General features: G+C 71.9%; 17 protein-coding genes. 7 read left to right on the top strand and 10 right to left on the bottom strand.

The features are described from left to right. The first annotated feature begins 2 nt into the window (after positions 1-2). Genes AB0F70_RS13510 through rbsD form a run of 3 tightly spaced genes read left to right on the top strand, consistent with a single transcriptional unit; the run spans position 3 to position 2,262 of the window. The gene (locus AB0F70_RS13510; RefSeq protein ID WP_357448703.1) at positions 3-947 is read left to right on the top strand and encodes a substrate-binding domain-containing protein; all 945 of its coding nucleotides are present in this window, start codon (positions 3-5) and stop codon (positions 945-947) included. Then, on the top strand, positions 944-1,879 hold the full coding sequence (locus AB0F70_RS13505) for a ribokinase (RefSeq protein WP_357448701.1): 936 nt from the start codon (positions 944-946) through the stop codon (positions 1,877-1,879). Before AB0F70_RS13510 ends, AB0F70_RS13505 begins: the two co-directional genes overlap by 4 nt. Beyond that, complete coding sequence (rbsD, locus tag AB0F70_RS13500; protein ID WP_357448699.1) at positions 1,876-2,262, top strand: D-ribose pyranase; 387 nt, start codon at positions 1,876-1,878, stop codon at positions 2,260-2,262. Before AB0F70_RS13505 ends, rbsD begins: the two co-directional genes overlap by 4 nt. 1 nt (position 2,263) lies before the next feature. Here rbsD and AB0F70_RS13495 read toward each other — a convergent pair whose 3' ends face one another. The 4 genes from AB0F70_RS13495 to AB0F70_RS13480 form a co-directional block, all read right to left on the bottom strand. After that, positions 2,264-3,649 carry a sugar ABC transporter substrate-binding protein gene (locus AB0F70_RS13495; RefSeq protein ID WP_357448697.1) on the bottom strand — a complete coding sequence of 462 codons (1,386 nt, stop codon included), beginning with the start codon at positions 3,647-3,649 and terminating at the stop codon, positions 2,264-2,266. A gap of 11 nt (positions 3,650-3,660) precedes the next feature. Next, on the bottom strand, positions 3,661-4,572 hold the full coding sequence (locus AB0F70_RS13490) for a carbohydrate ABC transporter permease (RefSeq protein WP_357448695.1): 912 nt from the start codon (positions 4,570-4,572) through the stop codon (positions 3,661-3,663). A 26-nt stretch (positions 4,573-4,598) separates the two neighbouring features. Continuing rightward, a complete protein-coding gene (locus tag AB0F70_RS13485) occupies positions 4,599-5,549 on the bottom strand; it encodes a sugar ABC transporter permease (protein WP_357448693.1) in 951 nt (316 codons plus the stop codon). A gap of 90 nt (positions 5,550-5,639) precedes the next feature. Beyond that, complete coding sequence (locus AB0F70_RS13480; RefSeq protein WP_357448690.1) at positions 5,640-7,850, bottom strand: alpha-galactosidase; 2,211 nt, start codon at positions 7,848-7,850, stop codon at positions 5,640-5,642. A 214-nt stretch (positions 7,851-8,064) separates the two neighbouring features. On the opposite strand from AB0F70_RS13480, the gene AB0F70_RS13475 reads away from it, so the two are divergent. Continuing rightward, positions 8,065-9,216: an ROK family transcriptional regulator gene (locus tag AB0F70_RS13475; protein ID WP_357448688.1), complete on the top strand. Its 1,152-nt coding sequence runs from the start codon at positions 8,065-8,067 to the stop codon at positions 9,214-9,216. Between the two features lie 16 nt (positions 9,217-9,232). Here the strand turns inward: AB0F70_RS13475 and AB0F70_RS13470 are convergent, their stop codons facing one another. After that, a complete protein-coding gene (locus tag AB0F70_RS13470; RefSeq protein WP_357448686.1) occupies positions 9,233-10,018 on the bottom strand; it encodes a glyoxalase in 786 nt (261 codons plus the stop codon). A 224-nt stretch (positions 10,019-10,242) separates the two neighbouring features. Here AB0F70_RS13470 and AB0F70_RS13465 point away from each other — a divergent pair, with 224 nt between their 5' ends. From AB0F70_RS13465 to AB0F70_RS13455, 3 genes are all read left to right on the top strand, one after another. Continuing rightward, positions 10,243-11,157, top strand: coding sequence for an NADP-dependent oxidoreductase (locus AB0F70_RS13465; protein WP_357448684.1), 915 nt, complete (start codon positions 10,243-10,245; stop codon positions 11,155-11,157). Between the two features lie 106 nt (positions 11,158-11,263). After that, on the top strand, positions 11,264-11,743 hold the full coding sequence (locus tag AB0F70_RS13460) for a MarR family winged helix-turn-helix transcriptional regulator (protein WP_357448682.1): 480 nt from the start codon (positions 11,264-11,266) through the stop codon (positions 11,741-11,743). Positions 11,744-11,807: 64 nt separating this feature from the next. Further along, a complete protein-coding gene (locus tag AB0F70_RS13455; protein ID WP_357448680.1) occupies positions 11,808-12,713 on the top strand; it encodes an SDR family oxidoreductase in 906 nt (301 codons plus the stop codon). A gap of 21 nt (positions 12,714-12,734) precedes the next feature. Here AB0F70_RS13455 and AB0F70_RS13450 read toward each other — a convergent pair whose 3' ends face one another. From AB0F70_RS13450 to AB0F70_RS13430, 5 genes are all read right to left on the bottom strand, one after another. Further along, positions 12,735-14,216, bottom strand: a complete 1,482-nt coding sequence (locus tag AB0F70_RS13450) for a PepSY-associated TM helix domain-containing protein (protein WP_357448678.1) — start codon at positions 14,214-14,216, stop codon at positions 12,735-12,737. A 14-nt stretch (positions 14,217-14,230) separates the two neighbouring features. Further along, positions 14,231-15,460 carry a Dyp-type peroxidase gene (locus AB0F70_RS13445; RefSeq protein ID WP_357448676.1) on the bottom strand — a complete coding sequence of 410 codons (1,230 nt, stop codon included), beginning with the start codon at positions 15,458-15,460 and terminating at the stop codon, positions 14,231-14,233. Further along, positions 15,460-16,092 (bottom strand): copper chaperone PCu(A)C, encoded by a 633-nt coding sequence (locus AB0F70_RS13440; RefSeq protein WP_357448674.1) that lies wholly within the window; start codon positions 16,090-16,092, stop codon positions 15,460-15,462. Before AB0F70_RS13440 ends, AB0F70_RS13445 begins: the two co-directional genes overlap by 1 nt. A gap of 23 nt (positions 16,093-16,115) precedes the next feature. Continuing rightward, complete coding sequence (locus AB0F70_RS13435; protein ID WP_357448672.1) at positions 16,116-16,754, bottom strand: copper resistance CopC family protein; 639 nt, start codon at positions 16,752-16,754, stop codon at positions 16,116-16,118. Between the two features lie 135 nt (positions 16,755-16,889). Beyond that, the gene (locus tag AB0F70_RS13430; RefSeq protein ID WP_357448670.1) at positions 16,890-17,519 is read right to left on the bottom strand and encodes a hypothetical protein; all 630 of its coding nucleotides are present in this window, start codon (positions 17,517-17,519) and stop codon (positions 16,890-16,892) included. Positions 17,520-17,891: the final 372 nt, after the last annotated feature.

The raw sequence follows: 17,891 nt of genomic DNA, 5'->3' as shown, positions 1-17,891 counted from the left end.
AGTTGAAGTTCTCGATCACCACGAAGGTCGTCACGTCCGTCGTGACGAGCCTTGTCCTCGCCACGACGTTGACCGCGTGCAACCGCGGCGGTGACGCCGCCTCCGGGCAGCAGTCCGTCACCCTCTCGCTGTCCACGCTCAGCAACCCGTTCTTCGTCGACGTGCGGGACGGCGCACAGGACGCGGCCGACGAGCTCGGCCTGACCCTCGACGTCGTCGACGCGCAGAACGACACCGCCACACAGGCCGACCAGGTGGCCAACGCCATCACCGGCGGCGCGGCAGGCGTCATCATCAACGCCGTCGACTCCGACGCCGCCGGCGCGGCCGTCGCCCCGGCCCTGTCCGACGACCTGCCCGTCATCGGCGTCGACCGTGCGGTCAACGACGCCGACATCACCTCCCTCGTCTCCAGCGACAACGTCGCCGGCGGCAAGCAGGCCGCCGACGCGCTCGCCGCGGCGATCGGCGAGAAGGGCAAGGTCATCGTCCTGCAGGGCGTGGCAGGTACGTCCGCCAGCCGCGACCGTGGCCAGGGCTTCGCCGAGGGCATCGCGGCCTACCCGGACATCGAGGTCGTCGCCACGCAGACGGCGAACTTCGACCGCGCCGAGGGGCTCGACGTCGCGACCAACCTGCTGCAGTCGAACCCCGACGTCGTGGGCGTCTTCGCCGAGAACGACGAGATGGCGCTCGGTGCGGTCCAGGCCCTGGGCGACCGGGCGGGCAGCGACGTCTTCGTGGTCGGCTTCGACGGCACCGACGACGGCCTCGCCGCGGTCGAGGCGGGCACGCTCGCCGCGACGATCGCGCAGCAGCCGACGGAGCTCGGCAAGCAGGCGGTCCAGCTCATGAAGCAGGTGCTCGACGGCGAGCAGGTCGCCAAGGACACCCCGGTGCCCGTCCAGACCGTCACCGAGGACAACGTGACGGACTTCCTCCAGTGAGCCGGGTCGTCGTCGTCGGCTCCGTGAACGCCGACCTGCTCGCCCGGGTGGCGGTCCACCCCGCCCCCGGGGAGACCGTCCTCGGACGGTCGATGTCCGTCCTCGCCGGCGGCAAGGGCGCGAACCAGGCGGTCGCTGCCGCCCGGCTCGGGACCGAGGTCGCGTTCGTCGGGGCCGTCGGCGACGACTCGTTCGCAGGCCAGGCGACGGCCGGCCTGCGGGCCGCTGGCGTCGACCTGTCGGCGCTCACCACGGTGCCCGGCCCCACCGGCATCGCGCTCGTCACCGTGTCCGCCGACGGCGAGAACTCGATAGTCGTCATCCCGGGGGCCAACGCCGCCGTCGCGGCCGACACCGTGTCCGCGCACGCCGCGACCGTGGCCGGGGCGGACGTCGTGGTGCTGCAGGGCGAGATCCCCCGCGCGGCCATCGAGACGGCCGCGCGGCTCGCACGCGGCCGCGTGGTGCTCAACCTCGCGCCAGTGATCGAGCTCGACGCCGACGTGATCCGGCGTGCGGACCCGCTGGTGGTCAACGAGCACGAGGCTCGGCTCGCGCTGTCCCTGGTCGGCGGCCAGGACGTGCCCGACGACGACCACGCGGCAGCGGCGCGCGCGTTGACCGGGGCGGGGGTGGCGTCCGTCGTCATCACCCTCGGCAGTGCGGGAGCCGTCGTCGCGACCCGCTCCCGCACTACCGAGGGTGATGCGGAGGTCGTCGTCACCACGGTGCCCTCCCCGAAGGTCAGCGCCGTCGACACGACCGGCGCCGGCGACGCCTTCGTCGGCGCCCTGGCCTCCCGGCTCGCCGCCGGGGACGACCTGCTCGACGCCGCCCGCCTCGCCGCCCGGGTCGGCGCGTACGCCGTCACGGGCATCGGGGCGCAGCCCTCCTACCCCTCCTCGACCGACACGCTGCCGGAGGTGCGATGACCCGCGGGCACGGCATCCTCAACCCGGCCCTGGCCGCGGGGCTGGCTCGGCTCGGGCACGGGCACCTGGTGGTCGTGGCCGACTACGGCCTCCCCCTCCCTCGTGAGGCGGACGTGGTCGACCTGACCCTCGTGCACGGCGTGCCACGCTTCACCCAGGTGCTCGACGCGCTGCTCGCCGAGATCGCCGTCGAGGGTTCCGTCGCCGCGGCGGAGAGCAGCGGGACCGACGTCGAGACCTGGCTGCGCGAGCGTGGCCTCACCCCCGAGCTCGTGCCGCACGACGACCTCAAAGCTCTGCTGCCGCAGGCGCGCCTCGTCGTCCGGACCGGCGAGGCGACACCGTACGCGAACGTCGTGCTGCGCTGCGGCGTACCGTTCTGACCTACTCGTCGAGCAGCTCGTCGACCCGCCGGTTCGCGGGCACGAGGCTCTCCGGCTCGGTCTGGAAGGACAGCACCGAGTCCATGGTGGGCTGCATGATCGTCTGCAGCTGGGCCCATCGGTCGGTCACCGGCGAGGGCGTGGCGGTCCCTTCGGCCACGTGCACCGAGAAGGCCTCGGCGTCCACGCCGAGCTCCGTGAAGGTCTTGACCGCCTGGTCGGAGGCCTCCTTGACGGCCGGGAAGACCCGCCCCTCCTCGGCGACCTGGAGCTGGCAACCGGGGCTGGCGAGATGCTCGACCCAGGCCCACGCCTCGTCGGGGTGCGGCGTGCCGGCATAGATCGCGTCGGACAGGCCGTTGAACACCGTGCCCCGCTCCCCCGACGGGCCGACGGGTGTCGGCGCCACCTGGAAGTCCGCGCCCGCGAGCTCGCTGATCGACCGGGCGTTCCACGATCCCTCGATCAGGGACGCGTACGCCCCGGCGCCCAGCGCCTCCTGGCTGCCGATGCCCGACGTCGCGACCGCCAGCGACGGCATGTAGCCCTTGTCGATCAGGGACCGGTACCAGCCGATCGTCTCGACCAGGGCGGGGTCGTCGTAGTTGAACCCGGTGGGCCAGGGGTTGCGGTCGGAGTAGGTCCAGCCGTTGCTCAGCGCGAACGGCGCCCACTGGACCTGGCCGTACCCGCCGCCGGACTCGTTGTAGCCGAGGCCGTAGACCTCTACGTTCTCCTTGTCGAAGCCGGGCTCGTCACCGCGGACGCCGTTGTGGTCCACGCTCATGTGCGCGACGAACTCCTCGAACGTGCCGCCGTCCTCTGTGTTCCACTCGAGCTCCCACAGGTCCTCGCCGGTGTACCCGGCCTCGGCGAGCATGTCGGCGTTGTAGTACAGGCCCACGGTGTCCCAGTCCTTCGGCAGCCCGTAGAGGCCACCGTCCTGGCCGCGCCACAGGTCGACGAGGCCGTCCTCGTACCGGGCGAGGTCGATCCCGGACCCGGCCACCCGGTCGGAGACGTCGAGGATCTGGTCGAGCTCGGCGAACTTGCCGAACTGCTGGGAGTGGTCGACGAAGACGTCGGGTGCGCTCTCGGCGACCATCCGGGCGGTGAGCTGGGTCCAGTAGTCGTCCCAGCCGTACTGCTCGATGTTGATCCGGACGCCGGGGTTGGCTGCCTCGAAGTCGTTGGCGCACTGCTGGTACCCGGGCACCTGGTTGGCGTCCCACATCCAGTAGGTGAGCGTCACGGTGCCGTCCGGCGCCGCGGGGTCCGTGGCCGCGCAGCCCGCGAGGCCGAGGCTCAGGCCGACGGCGGCGGCGAGCCCCGCCGTGGCCGTCTTCGTTGTGGCTGTCTTCGTTGTGGCTGTCTTCGTTGTGGTCATCGTCGATGTCCTCACTTGATCCCCGAGAAGCCGATGGAGTTGACGATCCGCCGGCCGAGCACGACGAACAGCAGCACGATGGGCAGCGCCGCGACGAGCGTGGCCGCCATGAGCCCTGACCAGTCCGGGCTGCCCTGCGGCGTCTGGGAGCGGAAGATGCCGAGCGCCACGGTGAGCACCCGGACGTCGTCGGACTGCCCGACCAGCAGCGGCCAGAAGTACTCGTTCCACGCCTGGATGTAGGTGAGCACCGCGAGCGTGGTGATCGGTGCGGCGCTCATCGGGATGACTATCCGCAGGAACGTGCGGGCCCTGCTGGCGCCGTCGATCATCGCCGCCTCCTCGATCTCGTGCGGTATGCCGAGGAAGAACTGCCGCAGGAAGAAGATCGCGAACGGGGTCATGAAGAACGTCGGGAGCACGAGGCCCGGGAACGTGTTGAGCAGGCCCAGCTCCTTGATGAGCACGAAGTTCGGGATGGCGGTGAAGATGCCTGGCACCATGAGCGCCGACAGGAACACGGCGAACACGGCGTCCCGGCCGGGCCAGCGCAGGCGGGCGAACGCGTAGGCGGCCATCGCCGAGAAGAAGACCTGGCCCAGCGTGATCGCGGTGGCCACGATCACCGAGTTGCGCAGGTACAGCCAGAAGTTGATCCGGCCGCCGGCGCCGCCCTGGGCGAGCGACTCCTCCAGCGTGGTGAGCCCGAACACGCGCCGGAACGCGTCGAGCGTGAAGCCCGCAGGGAGGAGGTTGCCCGCCTGCGCGGCGAGCTCGGAGTTCGTGGAGAGCGACGTGCGCAGCATCCAGTAGAACGGGAACAGCGTGATCAGCAGGATCACGATCATCGTGGCCCAGCCGAGGATCACGCCCCACCGGGGCCTGCGGGTCGTGGACCTTACGGGCGCCGTCGTCGTCGACATGCCTCGTCCTTCGGTTGGTGTGGGCATCAGTTCGTGTCCGACTCGCTCGCGCGTGTCAGCCGGAGCTGCAGGAGCGCCACGCCGAGCAGGACGAGGAAGAGCACTACGGAGAGCGCGGAGGCATACCCGAAGTCGAGCTGGCCGAACGCGAGCTGGTAGATGTACAGGTAGATGACCCGGGTCGCATCGACCGGGCCGCCCGCGGAGGTGACCGCCACGGTGTCGAAGATCTGGAACGAGCCGGTGATCGTGACGACCAGCACGAGCGCGAGCACCGGCCGCAGCAGCGGCAGCGTCACCGACCAGAACTGCCGCAGGGGTCCGGCGCCGTCGAGCTCCGCGGCCTCGTACACCTGCTGGTCGATCATCTGCAGTCCGGCGAAGATCAGCAGGGCCGTGTAGCCCATGTGCCGCCACACGTTGATCAGCGCGATGGTGGGCAGTGCGAGCGCCGGGTCGCCGAAGAACGCCTGCGCGTCGATCCCCACCCGTTCCAGGAGCACGTTCACGATGCCCATCTGGAAGTCGAGCATGAAGAACCAGACGAGGGCGACCACGACGTTCGCGACGAAGTACGGCAGGAGCACCGCGCCCCGCACGAACGCCGAGCGGGTGAGCCGCTGCATGAGGACGGCGATCGCGATGGCGAGCACGGTCTGCAGGCCGATGTTCATCACCACGTAGTAGGCGGTGACCTTCATCGCGTTCCAGAACAGCGGGTCCTGCACCAGCCGCTCGTAGTTGTCGAGGCCCACGTACCGCGGCGGGGCGAGCACCGAGTAGTCGGTCAGCGAGAACCACGCCCCGCGCACCGCCGGCACGAGGTAGAAGGTGACGAACCCGATGGTGGCCGGGATGAGGAAGATCAGGGCGGTGCGCAGGTCGCCGTACCGGGACCGGCGCGATCTTCGCTGTCCGCCCGGTCCGCCCTGTCTGTCGGGGGTCGCCTCCGGGGCCGCCGTGGTGAGGACTGCCATGGTGTCTCTCCTGTCGCGTCGTTGCGAGCTCGGGCGTGCTGGGTGACTCGGGTGGGGCGGGGCCGCGGCGGTCAGCCGCGGCCCCGTCCGTCAGACCTCGGGGACGGCCCGGACGTCGAGCAGTATCGACCGCTCCGGGAACTGGTTGGGCACCTGCAGGCCGACGACGCCGAGGGTGCGGCCGGACAGCCGCGCGCCGTCCTTCCACCAGGCGGGTGCCCAGGTGCCCGCCCAGGGCGAGATGTCGTCGCCGGGGGCGAGCGGGCGCACCTCGTAGGTCCGTGCCGGGTCGAGGCCGGGCAGGCGCACCCGTCCCGGCGGCGCGAAGACGCCGGTCGTGAGCTGCACCACCGCGAAGATCCCGGCGGACCGGTCGTCGGCGACCACGCCGTGCACGCGCAGGGCGGCGTCGGGGTGGTCGGCGCGCACCACCTTGCCCGTGTGCAGCAGCCCGCGGTGCTCCCGGTAGGCGCTGACCCAGGCGGCGAGGCCGGTCAGGTCGTCGTCGGAGGCGCGCGTCAGGTCCCACTCGACGCCCAGGTGGCCGAAGAACGCCGTCGCGCCGCGGAAGCTCAGCTCGTGGGTACGGCCGGTGGTGTGGGCGTGCGTCGCGCCGATGTGGGAGCCCATCATCTCGGGCGGGACGATCATGCCGGTGCCCGCCTCGATGACCTGGCGCTCCAGCGCGTCTATGCAGTCGGAGGCCCAGATCCGGTCCGTGCGTTCGAGGATGCCCAGGTCGGCGCGGCCGCCGCCGCCCGAGCAGCTCTCGAACTCCACGTCCGGGTGGGCGGCGCGCAGCGCGTCGATGAGCTGGTAGGCGGCGAGCGTCTGGCCGTGCACGCCCGGCCGGCCGGTGGCCTGGTGCCCCGCCTCGATGAGGTCGCGGTTGTGGTCCCACTTGACGAACGCGATCGGGTACTCGGTGAGGATCGCGTCCATCCGCTCGAACACGTGGTCCCAGGCGCCCCGGTTCGCGAGGTCCAGCACCTGCTGGTTGCGGGCCGACGGCGGCAGGCGGTGGCCGGTCCGCAGGATCCACTCGGGGTGCTGCCGCGCGAGGTCGGAGTCCGGGTTGACCATCTCGGGCTCGAACCACAGCCCGAACTCCATGCCGAGCCCGGTGACGTGGTCGGCCAGCGGGTGCAGGCCGCCCGGCCAGACGTCCTCGTCGACGTACCAGTCGCCGAGGCCCGCCGAGTCGTCGCGTCGCCCCTTGAACCACCCGTCGTCGAGCACGTAGCGCTCGATCCCGACGGCGGCCGCGGCGTCCGCGAGCGCCGTGAGGCGGGGCAGGTCGTGGTCGAAGTAGACGGCCTCCCAGACGTTGATCAGCGTCTTGCGGGGGCTGGTGGGGTGCTGCGGCCGGGAGCGCAGGTAGGTGTGGAAGCGGTGGGAGAGCTCGTCGAGCCCGTCGCCGTAGGACGCGTACAGCCAGGGCGAGGAGTACGACTCGCCCGCGGTGAGCCGCACCTCGCCCGACAGGAGCAGCTCGCCGCCGCCCAGCACGCGGGCGCCGCTGGGCATCTCCTGCTCGGCGTAGGTGCGGGTGTTGCCGGACCAGCCCACGTGGACGCCCCAGACCTCGCCGCTGCCGTGCCCGAAGCCGGACCGGCCCGCGGTGAGCAGCAGGGTGCCGTCGTGGCTGCGGGCGCGGCGCGACTCGCGCAGGTGGGTGCCCGCGGTGAAGGCGTGCCGCTGGGCGGAGCGTTCGCGCAGGTGGCGGCCCGTCCAGTCGAGGACCTCATCGGCCTCGGCGGGTACGGGCAGCGCGGTGTCGAGGCCGGCCACGGTGAAGACGTCGTCGGCCGCGTTGGTCAGGGTGGAGCGGGTGCGCACGAGCCCGGACGGGTACTGCTCGACGACGAGGGTCAGCAGGAGGCCGGCGTCGGGGTCGGTGGCGGTCACGACGAGGCGGTGCGCGACGGGGGTCCCGTCGTCGCGCGTCAGCTGGCCGGTGAGGGAGCTGCCGGTGACGCGGAACGCCGTCGACCACGCGGCGCCGTCCCGGGAACCGGTGACGCCCGGCGTCGCGAGCCAGCCCGCCGACTGCTCGGGCAGCAGCGAGAGCGCGTACGGGACGTCGGGAGTGCCCGAGACCACCGGGACCACCGAGGCGAGCACGAGCTCCGCCACCTCGGCGGGGCCGACGTCGCCGAGGTCCGCGCCCCAGTGGAGCACGCGCGGCAGGTGCTCGCCGGACGTGTCGAGCAGCAGGCTCACGCCCCCGGCACGCAGGTGGGCGAACGACTGCGCGGCGCCTGGAGCGGCGTAGTGCGGGGTCTGGAGAGAGACAGACATCGGGGTGGAGTCCTCGGGTTCGGAGACGTCGGTGTCGGAGTAAGTTTTACTACGAAAGATATTAGGGGGTCAAGGCTGGCGAGCGACCCAGATCTGGGTATATTTAGTTTCGCCGTGGAACCTAAATCCGAATAGGCTGGTGGCGCGGCACAATGGCCGCGAGGATCTGGACGCGCGATACCCGAGCGATGCTGAGCCCACACCTGGAGGGTCGATGACGACGAGCGGCGAGGCACGGCCCTGGGTGCCGCTCGCGGGTCAGTCCCACCGGCTCGCGCTCGAGGTGCTGCTGCACGGCCCGCTGTCCCGGGCGGAGCTCGCGCGGCGCACCGACCTCAGCGCGGGCAGCCTGACGCGCCTGACCAAGCCGCTGGTCGAGGCCGGCCTCCTCGTCGAGGTCGGTCCCGGTGCCGGTGACCTGCGGCCCGGCCGCCCGTCCCAGCCGCTCGACATCGTCCCCGACGCGCACCACTTCGTGGGCGTGAAGATCACCGGGGACACCGTCCACGGCGTCGTCACCACGCTGCGGGCCGACGTCGTCTCGTCCGGCAGCCGGCCGCTCGACGGCCGCACCCCGGACGAGGTGGCCGACGTCGTCGCCGGGCTCGTGGAGCACCTGGCCGCCCAGGTCGCGAACGTCACCGCCGTCGGCGTCTCCATCGGCGGGCACGTCCTGCCCGACGGGACCGCGCACCGCGCACCCTTCCTCGGCTGGGCCGACGTCGCACTGAGCACACTGCTGCAGGAGCGGACCGGCCGCCCGGTCGTCGCGGCCAACGACGTCCTGGCGCTGACCGAGGCCACGCACTGGTTCGGCGAGGGCCGCGGGCACAGCCAGTTCGCCCTCGTCACGGTCGGCGCGGGCGTCGGGGTCGGCATCGTCGCGCACGACCGCCTGCTCGACGGGCCCAACGCGGGCCTCGGCCTGCTCGGGCACCACTCGCTGGACCCGCTGGGCCCGCCCTGTCCGCTCGGGCACCGCGGGTGCGCCACCGCGATGCTCACCACCGGCTCGATCGAGCGCCAGGTCGCCGCCGCACGCGGCGACCTGGTGCCCTACGACGAGGTCCTCGACCTCGCCGAGTCGGGCGACGAGCTCGCCCGCCGTGTGGTCGACGACGCCGGTCGCGCGCTCGGCCGACTGGTTGCCGTCGTCACCAACGTCGCGCTGCCCGAGGTGGTGGTCCTCGGCGGGGAAGGCGCACGCCTCGCCGTCGTCGCCCGCACGGCGCTCGACGCCGGGCTCGCGGGCGACCTGGACCCGCTCGCCGAGCCGCCGGAGCTGGCGGTGCAGGCCTCCGGGTTCGACGTCTGGGCCCGCGGCGCCGCGGTCATCGCGATCCAGACCTACGTGCTGGGCCGCTGAACCGCACCCACCCAGGTCATCGGGACTCGCTGATCCAGGTCTCCAGATCGTCGGCGAGCTGCAGCTCGTCGGCCACGAGCCGCCGCTCGTCGTCGTCCAGCTGCGCCACCACCGCCTCCAGGTCGACCGTCAACCCCGGGATGCGCTCGCGTTCGTCGAGGGCGGTCGCCAGCTCGATGAGCGTCGCGTACGCGATCGCCCGGTCCACCGCCGTCGCGTCGCCGCCGTGCCTGCGCAACGCGGAGGTCACCACCCGGAACGCGGCCTTGTCGTCGTTCTTGAACTCCCGGTAGATGCGCGCGTTGTCCAGAGCCCTCCGCAGGGGCGGCAGACTCTTGTCACCTCCGTACTCCAGGCCCTTGGGCTCGTCGCGCTGGATGAAGACGATGCTGTTCCCCGTGGGGTCGACGAGCGTGAAGCGGGTAGCGCCGGGACGGTACCTGGTGATGCGCGGCCGACCCTTGGCAAGGACCTTGCCGTACGACTCGCGCATCGCCGCGGTGAACGCCGCGTGGTAGGACGCGACGTCGTCGACCATCACCAGGCAGCCGCCCGCGTCCTCGTCGGCCGGGTCGATCCCCTGGGGCGTCTTGCCGTAGTCCAGCCGGAAGCCGCTCATCGCGAACTGGAGGTAGAGGTATGGCTTGTGCATCTCGTACGCGATCTCGAAGCCGAGCGCCTGGTAGAACGCGGTGGTCTCCTCGCTGGAGACGCAGGGCAGCATCGGCACGATCGTCTCGTTCGCCCGGATGCCGGCCGTCGGCGGGGCGGCGGTCGGCAGGTCGGCGGCTTTCTGGTTCACGCAGGACTCCTCGGGGTCGGGTGCCGGGAAGGCTAGACCGGATCGCGAATGGGCGCACATGAAATCGTTTTCGCGCTGGACGCGCTCGACCGGCGCAGCGGGCCGGTCCCCTGTGGCGGGCGTCACGACACGCTCCGCCGAGAAATACTTGGCTAGCCACAGAACTGCTGCTAGGTTTTATGTGTCCGGCCACCTAATTGGTGGCTGATCATCGAGGAGCTGACATGAGAGCCATCCTGTTCGACCGTTTCGGCGGCACAGAGGTACTGCACGAGGCCGACGTCGAGATCCCCCAGCCCGGTCCGGGGCAGGTCCGCGTCCGCGTCAGGGCCGCCGGGCTGAACGCCCTGGACGGCAAGATCCGCTCCGGCGCGATGGAGTCCATGTTCTCGACGCCGCTGCCCGCCATCCCGGGCGCCGAGCTCGCCGGAGTGGTGGACGCCCTGGGTGCGGGTGTGCAGGACGTCCAGGTCGGCGACGAGGTGTTCGGCTGGTCCGACACCGGCTCGTACGCCGAGTACGCGCTGGCCACCGCCGTCGTCCCCAAGCCCGCCGGCCTCGACTGGACGGATGCGGTAGCGCTGCCGGTGGCGGCCGAGACCGCCGAGCGCGTCCTCGACCTGCTCGGCGTCACGGCCGGGGAGACCGTGCTGATGCACGGCGCGGCCGGGGCGGTAGGCACCCTGGCGGTCCAGCTCGCCACCGCCCGCGGAGCACGCGTCATCGCCACCGCCGGCGCCGCCAACCAGGACTACCTCACCTCGCTCGGCGCCACCGCCACCGTCTACGGCGAGGGCCTCGTCGAGCGGGTCCGGGCGCTCGCACCCGAGGGTGTGGACGCCGTGTTCGACCTGGCCGGGAAGGGAGCCCTCGAGGACTCCATCACCCTGCGCAGCGGCACCGAGCGCATCGTCACCATCGCCGACTTCCGCGCACGCCAGCTCGGCGTCACGTTCTCCAGCGGCGGCCGGGAACGCACTGCCGCCCTCCTTGCCGGCCTGGCCGCGCTGGCCGAGAGCGCCGCGGTGGGCAAGGTCGTCACCACGGTCACGGCCTACCCGCTCGACCAGGCCGCGGCGGCCCAGGACGCCAGCGACGCGGGTCACGGCCGGGGCAAGCTCGTCCTCACCGTCGCCTGACCAACGCCCGATCCAGTCCGGTCACACCCGGTCCGATGGCCTTCTACGCTGGCGGGACGGTCGGCCGCACCGACCGTCCCACCGACCCCGCCGGAGGAACCGAACCATGCCCGCACCCGCACCGCACGTCCCCGCACTGGCCGGTGAAGGACCCTTGAGCTACGCGATCTTCCAGCTCGCCCGCGCGCACCGCGGACACGCCGCCGCCATGCTCCGCAAGCTGGACCTGCATCCCGGTCAGGAGCTGCTCCTGATGCACCTCCTCGACCGGGACGGCCAGACCCAGTCCGAGCTGCTGGACAGCGTCGGGCTCGACCACTCGACGGTCTCCAAATCGCTGCGGCGCATGCAGGAAGCCGGCCTGGTCGTCCGCGAGCCCGCCGAGCACGACCGGCGCGTCATGGTCGTCCACCTCACCGAGAAGGGCCGCGCCATGCGGGAACCCCTCGCGGCGATGTGGCAGGCGCTGGAGGAGATCTCCACGCAGCATCTCACCGCACAGCAGGCGGAGTCGTTCGTCCGCACCGCCTACGCCGTCGTCGACTCGATCAACGGCCGCACCCCGCCGCAGGTACAACCCACGTAAGCCCACTTCTTCACCCAGGTCCCGCGTGCTGGACACTGCAGGGACCGACGGAAAGCGAGATCCCATGAGCGCCACCCCAGTCCTCGTCGTCGGTGCGACCGGCTCCCTCGGGGGCCAGGTCGTCGACCAGCTGCTCGAACGCGGCAAGAGCGTCCGCGCACTGGTGCGGCCCGCCAGTGACGCGAGCAGGCTCGAACGCCGGGGCGTCGAGATCGCCCGGGGCGACATGCTCGACGTCGACTCGCTCGTCGCCGCCATGCGCGGCGCCGACGCCGTGATCACCACCGCCGCCGGCTACACCCGCGGCGGCAAGGAGGCGCACGACATCGACACAGTGGGCAACGCCAACCTCGCCGAGGCCGCCCACCGCGCAGAGATCCGCAGGTTCGTCCTGACGAGCATCCTCACCAGCGACCAGACTCCCGGCGTCCCGCACTTCTGGCACAAGAAGCTCGCCGAGGACCGCCTCGAACAGCTCGGCGTCCCCTTCGTCGCCCTGCGCCCGGGCGCGTTCGTCGACCAGATAGCGAGCGGGGCGGGCAACCCGCTCGACAAGGGCCGGATCTTCTGGATCGGCAGGACCGACGTCCCGCTGACCTTCGTCCGCACGTCCGACCTCGCCGCCTACCTGGCGGCCGCCGTCGACGCGGACACCGCCGACGGCGAGCGCATAGACATCGGCTGGGACCGCCCGGTCAGCATCGGCGAGGTCGCCGACCAGCTGGCCGCCCGGGCCGGCACGAAGATCAAGGTGCAGGCAGTCCCGGGCGGCATCGCCCGCGTCGTGGGAGCCGTCGCCGGCCCCTTCATGCCGATCGTCAAGGACATGACGGCGATGTTCAGCTGGTTCGACGGCGGTCGCTACGTCGCCGACCCCCGCCGGCAGGAGCAGCTCTTCGGCCCCGCGCCCACGGCCGAGGACGCGCTCGCCCGCCTCACCGACGAGCTGCGTACGCCGCAGCACCGGTAGGAGCCTCGGTCACCGGGCCGCTCAGGCCCGTTGCCGCGCCCGGACCACCCCGATCAGGACGTCCACCAGCACGAAGGCCGCGAGCGTGTAGCCGACCAGCGGGAGGAACCACCCGATCGCGACGGCGCACACGGCCACGACGGCCAGGCCCCACCAGGGTGCGCCGCGCAGGGCGCCGCGCGCAGGGGGCGGACCCGCGAGCCCACGCGGCTCGCGGGTCGGCCGCCGCTTCCACCACATGAGGTAGCCGAGCACCACCATCGAGCCGATGCCCAGCGCGAGGGCAAAGAGCACCAGCTGGTTGGCGAGGCCGAACATGACGCCCATGTGCAGCGCGATCCCCCAGGAGCTGAGCTTGGCGATGAGCGGGAACTCGGCGAAGTCGGTCCGGTCGGTCACCTGCATGGTGCCGCCGTCGATCGCCACCGAGTCGCCCGCCGTCGGGAAGCTGCGCTTGTTCTCCTTGACCACCCAGGCGGTGCCCGGCTCGGCGGGCGGGGTGATCTCGATCTGTGCGGCGTCCACGTTGATGCGCTGAGCGATGGCGAGCACCGCGTCGAACGTCGCGGGGTTCGCCGGGCCGCTGGGGCCCCCGGAGTCGTCGCCGTGCGCGCCGTGCGAGTGGCCACCGCCGTCGGAGGCGCCGCCCTCGCCGGTCAGGCTCGTGTCCAGGGCAGGTGTCGTCCAGCCCACCGCGGCGCGGAGGCCGTCAAAGTTGGCGCCACCGTACTTGGACCAGGTGATCCCGGTGACGGACAGGAACAGCGCCGCCAGCACCACGACGGCACCGACGGTGGTGTGCCAGGACAGCACGCGCCGGTACCCGGTCCGCCGCTTCGGCCGCGCGACGGCGCCGGTGACGGCGGCAGCACGGCGGGCGGCGCGCAGCCGGAAGATCCACAGCACGAGCCCCGCGGTGGCGACGATCCCGAGCCAGGAGGCCGCCAGCTCGCTGTACAACCGCCCCGGATCGCCGAGGTGCAGGTTGCGGTGCAGGTTGGAGATCCAGGTACGCAGCGGGAGCGAGCCGCTGGAGCCGTAGGCGACCAGGTCGCCCCGGATCTCGCCGGTACCGGGGTCGACGAAGATCGCGCGGGTCTCGCTGGATCCCAGGCCGTCCTGCGCGAACATGACCCGCGTGGTGTCGCCCGGCTCGGGTGCAGGACGCACCGCGATCAGGGCGCCGGTCTCGCCGACCTCCTGCTGGGCGATCACTATCTGCTCGGCCAGGCTCAGCCGGGTGTCGGTGACCGGGGCGTGCAGCTCGTGGTCGTAGACCACCTGCTCCAGCGCCGGGGTCAGCGCGTACAGGGCGCCGCTGGTCGCGGCGACCAGGATGAACGGGCCGACCAGGAGACCCGCGTAGAAGTGCAGCCGCCGCAGGAGCGGGCCGAACCACGGGCGGCGCCCCTGGTTCGGCGGGTTCGACCGGTTCGGGGGTGTGCGGTCGGTGTCGGTGTCGGCGGGGAGGTTCGACTGGTCGCCGGCAAGCGTCTCGGCCATTGAGGAGCCTGCTTTCAGGTGAGAAGGGTTTCACCGACGAAGCCGCCCTCGGCGCACCCCGGCGGGATGGCGAAGACGGCCGAGCCGATCGGCACTGTCCATTCGTTGAGCAGGTCGAGCTGGTCCAGGCGTTTCTGGATCGGCACGAACTGTCTGTCGACGTCGGCCTGGAAGGAGACGAAGATCAGTCCCGACAGCGAGACCGCCTCCCCGATGGGCCGGTCGTCGTAGTTGTAACCGCGCCGGAAGATCCGCTCGGCGGTGTTCTCGCTGCGCGCGCGGCGCACGTGGGAGAACTCCGGGATCACCGGGAACCCGATGGGCGTGGTGGCCTCGAAGTCGGGCTCGTCGAACTCGTCGGTGCCGGTCAGGGGCGCCCCGTTGGACAGGTAGCGGCCCACCGACTGCTCGCGTCCGCCGCGGTCGAGCCGGTCCCACTTGTCCAGGTCCATGCCGATGCGGCGCACGACGGCGCTCGTCCCGCCTGCCAGCCACCCGTCGTCGTTCCACACGACCTGGTCAAAGTCGGCCGTGCCGGGCGCCGGGTTGGACGTGCCGTCGACCTGGCCGAAGAGGTTGCGCATGGTCGTGCCCGGCCGGACGCTGCCGTGCGCGCGCCGGAACCCCTGCTGGCTCCAGCGCACAGAGGCAAAGCTCCGGGTGTCCTTGAGCAGCATGCGGGCGGTGTGCGCGACGGCGAGCGGGTCGTCGGCGGCGATCTGGAGCAGCAGGTCGCCGTCGCTGAACTCGGGCAGCAGCCGGTCGACGGCGAACGCGGGCAGCGCCTTCAGCCAGCCCGGCGCGATCCCACGCGCCCGGGCGACGAACCGGGGACCGAACCCGAACGTGACCGTGAGCCGCGCCGGGACCGTCGCCAGCTCGGGCTCGGAGTCCGCCAGCGCGGGACTCCCCTGCGTCAGGCGTGCCGCGTCGTCGGTGAGGATGCGCATCATCCGCACCAGGTCCTCGCGGGTGGTGCCGTCGAGCAGGTCGAGCGCGACGAACAGGCCGTTGGCCTGGGCGGCGGTGTCGATCCCCGCCTGGTGCGCGCCGTAGAACCGCACGGTCTGCTCGCCGTTCAGCGCCGCCGGCTCGGCGGCGGGACCGTCGGTGGTGGCGCTCACGGCGAGGTCAGCGCCGATGGCGGCGGCCGCGCCGACACCGGCGACAGCTCCTCCGAGGAGGAACTGCCGCCGGGTCGACCCGGCCCGGCCGGAGCTCACGCTCTTACCGGGCCTCGTCATCAGCCGTCCGTGCCCGTGCTGTCGGTGCTGCTGTCGGCGCCGTGGTCGGCGTCGCCCATGTCCATCTCGGCGTCGCCGCCCACGTAGTTCTCGTTCGCCCCCGAGTAGTCCTTCACGGGCGCGGTGAACTCGAAGGTCGAGTCGTCGGCGAACGTGAGGATGAACGTGACCTCCTCGCCCGCCTCCAGCGGGTCGGTGAGGTCCATCAGCATGATGTGGCTGCCGCCGGGCTCCAGGGTGAGGGTGTCGCCGGCGGGGATGACGAACCCGCCCTCGATCTCCCGCATGATCATCTCCCCGGACTCGTTCTCCACGGTCTCGTGCAGCTCGAGCATCGAGGACGCCTCGGTGGTCGCGGAGACCACCGTGACGTCGTCGGGCCCCGCGTTGGTCAGCTCGCCGAACGCGGCGGACATGCCGGAGTCGGCGGCCTTCACCCAGCCGTCGGTCAGGGTCACGTTCTGCCCGGCCGGTTCGGCCGCGCCAGCGGCGTCGTCGGGTGACGCGCCGGCGGTGGTGCCGCAGCCCGCGAGCGCCAGGGCTAGCGCCGCGAGGACGACGCCCGACCGGAGGCCGGTGTTGCTCTGGGTCTTGCTCTGGGTCTTGCTCTGACGAAGGGTCAGCAGGTTCATCACAGGAATACCTCTCACACTGATCACACCGATTCCGAGGGGCCTGGCTCGTCGCCGGCCGCCTCGGCGCCGCCCGCATCGCTGGGGCGGCGCAGGAACTGGACAAGTACGAGCAGGGCTACCGCGACGGCGGCCCCGCCCGCGCCGACGAGGACGACCCGCCAGGGCCCCTCGTCCTCCTGTGCGATCTGAGTCTGCGTACTGCTCTGTGCGTCGGTCCCCGGCACGCTCGCCCCACCGGTCTCGGCGGCGCCAGTTTCGACGTCGCCCGCCCCGGCCTCCAACGGCTCACCGTCGCCAACGGTGAACGGGATGACACCCGTGATCGGGTGCCCGTCGGACGACACGACCCGCCAGCGGATCTCGTACCCGGCGTCAGGCATGCCCGGGTCGAGCACCGCCGTCACCGTGGGTCCGTCGACCGCCGGGACGGCGGACACCCACTCGGTGCCGGCGGCGTCGGAGACGACGACGGCGGCACCCATGTCCAGGACGTCGGCGGAGAAGGTCAGGGACACCTCTGCCGGCGCCTCGGCCAGCCTCTGGTCGGACGCGGGGTCGCTGGAGATCAGCTTGTCGTGGGCGGACGCGGGCACCGCCGTCGCGCACAGCGCGACGACAGCGACCGCGAGCCCGGCCACGAGGGGACGGGATCGGGGCATGAGAAGACCTCTCCTCCGACGTCGCGATGCGACGTCAGCACGCACAGGGACACGAGTCCCCGCTCGCCGCTCAGAGTGAGCACAGGGCGAGCACGGAACAGACCACGGGCACCTGATGTGCCCGTGATGCAGAGCTCAGACCGCGTGCGGTGCGGGAGGTCCCCTGCGGAGCAGAGGGGAGAGCTGAGGGCTCGGGTGCAGCGCCTGGAAGGTCGCGGCGACGACGCCGGGCAGGGCCGGGAGCACGAAGGAGCCGACGTGGTCGACGACGGCGCGCCCGCCCAGCAGCCAGGCGGCCGCCCGAACGGCGAGCCCGCGCAGGCGGAGGAGCATCAGCTCCCCGCGGTACAGGACCACTATCGTGACGACCGCTGCCAGGCCGTGCGACAACCACATCGTGAGGTCGGCGGGCGCCAGCTCGGCGGCCTGCCCGGCGGCCGGCGTCGGCGGCATCATCATGCCCTCGTGCCCGGCATGCGCACCGGACGCCGGCCGGGACTCCGCCGGGGTGCCCAGCATGAAGAGCACGTGGAAGAAGAGCTGGCTCGCGACGACCGAGGCCGACAGCCCGGCCAACGACAGGCGGCCGGACCAGGCGATGCAGATCGGCAGCGACAGAGCGAGCGGGACGACGATGCCCAGCAGGCCGGGCAGCTGCCCGCCGCCGGCCAGGTGCGACATCAGGGCGACGAACGTCGCCGACGACGCCGCGAGACCACCACGCAACGCACGCGCACCCCTGGTGCGGTCGTCGCGTGCGGGCATCTGGTCGCTCTCCCTCTCACGGTCGGCCAGGTTCCGGCAGCTCTGGACGACGCCGTGGCCTGGAAAAGTGTCGAACGCAGCCTAGCCGCCAGGGGGCTCCCAGAACAGCACCGATCCGACATACTGGCGGCGACCCGGCGCCCGCAGCTCGTCGTGTCAGTCGTGGCGCCGCGAGATCGGTCACCTGTACGCGACCTGAAGTGAGTTCGGTCCCTTGCATCGGGCGCCTGAGTGACTTCGGTCGGTTGCTTCGAGATCGGTCGTTTGATTGACCGATCTCGAAGCAACCGGTGTCGCGCTCGCGGCAGTGCTGGTCATCCTCGTGGTCGTCTACCGTTCGCTGCTGCTCCCGCTCGCCGTGCTCGCGACGAG

The organism is Promicromonospora sp. NPDC023805 (assembly GCF_040639635.1).
GTDB lineage: Bacteria > Actinomycetota > Actinomycetes > Actinomycetales > Cellulomonadaceae > Promicromonospora.
This window is presented reverse-complemented; position numbering and strand designations above follow the sequence as displayed.

Coding starts and splice junctions, on each gene's coding strand:
- AB0F70_RS13465 (WP_357448684.1), top strand. CDS start 10,243: ATGAGAGCCATCCTGTTCGACCGTTTCGGCGGCACAGAGGTACTGCAC.
- AB0F70_RS13495 (WP_357448697.1), bottom strand. CDS start 3,649: ATGACCACAACGAAGACAGCCACAACGAAGACAGCCACAACGAAGACG.
- AB0F70_RS13435 (WP_357448672.1), bottom strand. CDS start 16,754: ATGCCCCGATCCCGTCCCCTCGTGGCCGGGCTCGCGGTCGCTGTCGTC.
- AB0F70_RS13455 (WP_357448680.1), top strand. CDS start 11,808: ATGAGCGCCACCCCAGTCCTCGTCGTCGGTGCGACCGGCTCCCTCGGG.
- AB0F70_RS13490 (WP_357448695.1), bottom strand. CDS start 4,572: ATGTCGACGACGACGGCGCCCGTAAGGTCCACGACCCGCAGGCCCCGG.
- AB0F70_RS13445 (WP_357448676.1), bottom strand. CDS start 15,460: ATGACGAGGCCCGGTAAGAGCGTGAGCTCCGGCCGGGCCGGGTCGACC.
- AB0F70_RS13440 (WP_357448674.1), bottom strand. CDS start 16,092: ATGAACCTGCTGACCCTTCGTCAGAGCAAGACCCAGAGCAAGACCCAG.
- AB0F70_RS13475 (WP_357448688.1), top strand. CDS start 8,065: ATGACGACGAGCGGCGAGGCACGGCCCTGGGTGCCGCTCGCGGGTCAG.
- rbsD (WP_357448699.1), top strand. CDS start 1,876: ATGACCCGCGGGCACGGCATCCTCAACCCGGCCCTGGCCGCGGGGCTG.
- AB0F70_RS13450 (WP_357448678.1), bottom strand. CDS start 14,216: ATGGCCGAGACGCTTGCCGGCGACCAGTCGAACCTCCCCGCCGACACC.
- AB0F70_RS13430 (WP_357448670.1), bottom strand. CDS start 17,519: ATGCCCGCACGCGACGACCGCACCAGGGGTGCGCGTGCGTTGCGTGGT.
- AB0F70_RS13485 (WP_357448693.1), bottom strand. CDS start 5,549: ATGGCAGTCCTCACCACGGCGGCCCCGGAGGCGACCCCCGACAGACAG.
- AB0F70_RS13480 (WP_357448690.1), bottom strand. CDS start 7,850: ATGTCTGTCTCTCTCCAGACCCCGCACTACGCCGCTCCAGGCGCCGCG.
- AB0F70_RS13460 (WP_357448682.1), top strand. CDS start 11,264: ATGCCCGCACCCGCACCGCACGTCCCCGCACTGGCCGGTGAAGGACCC.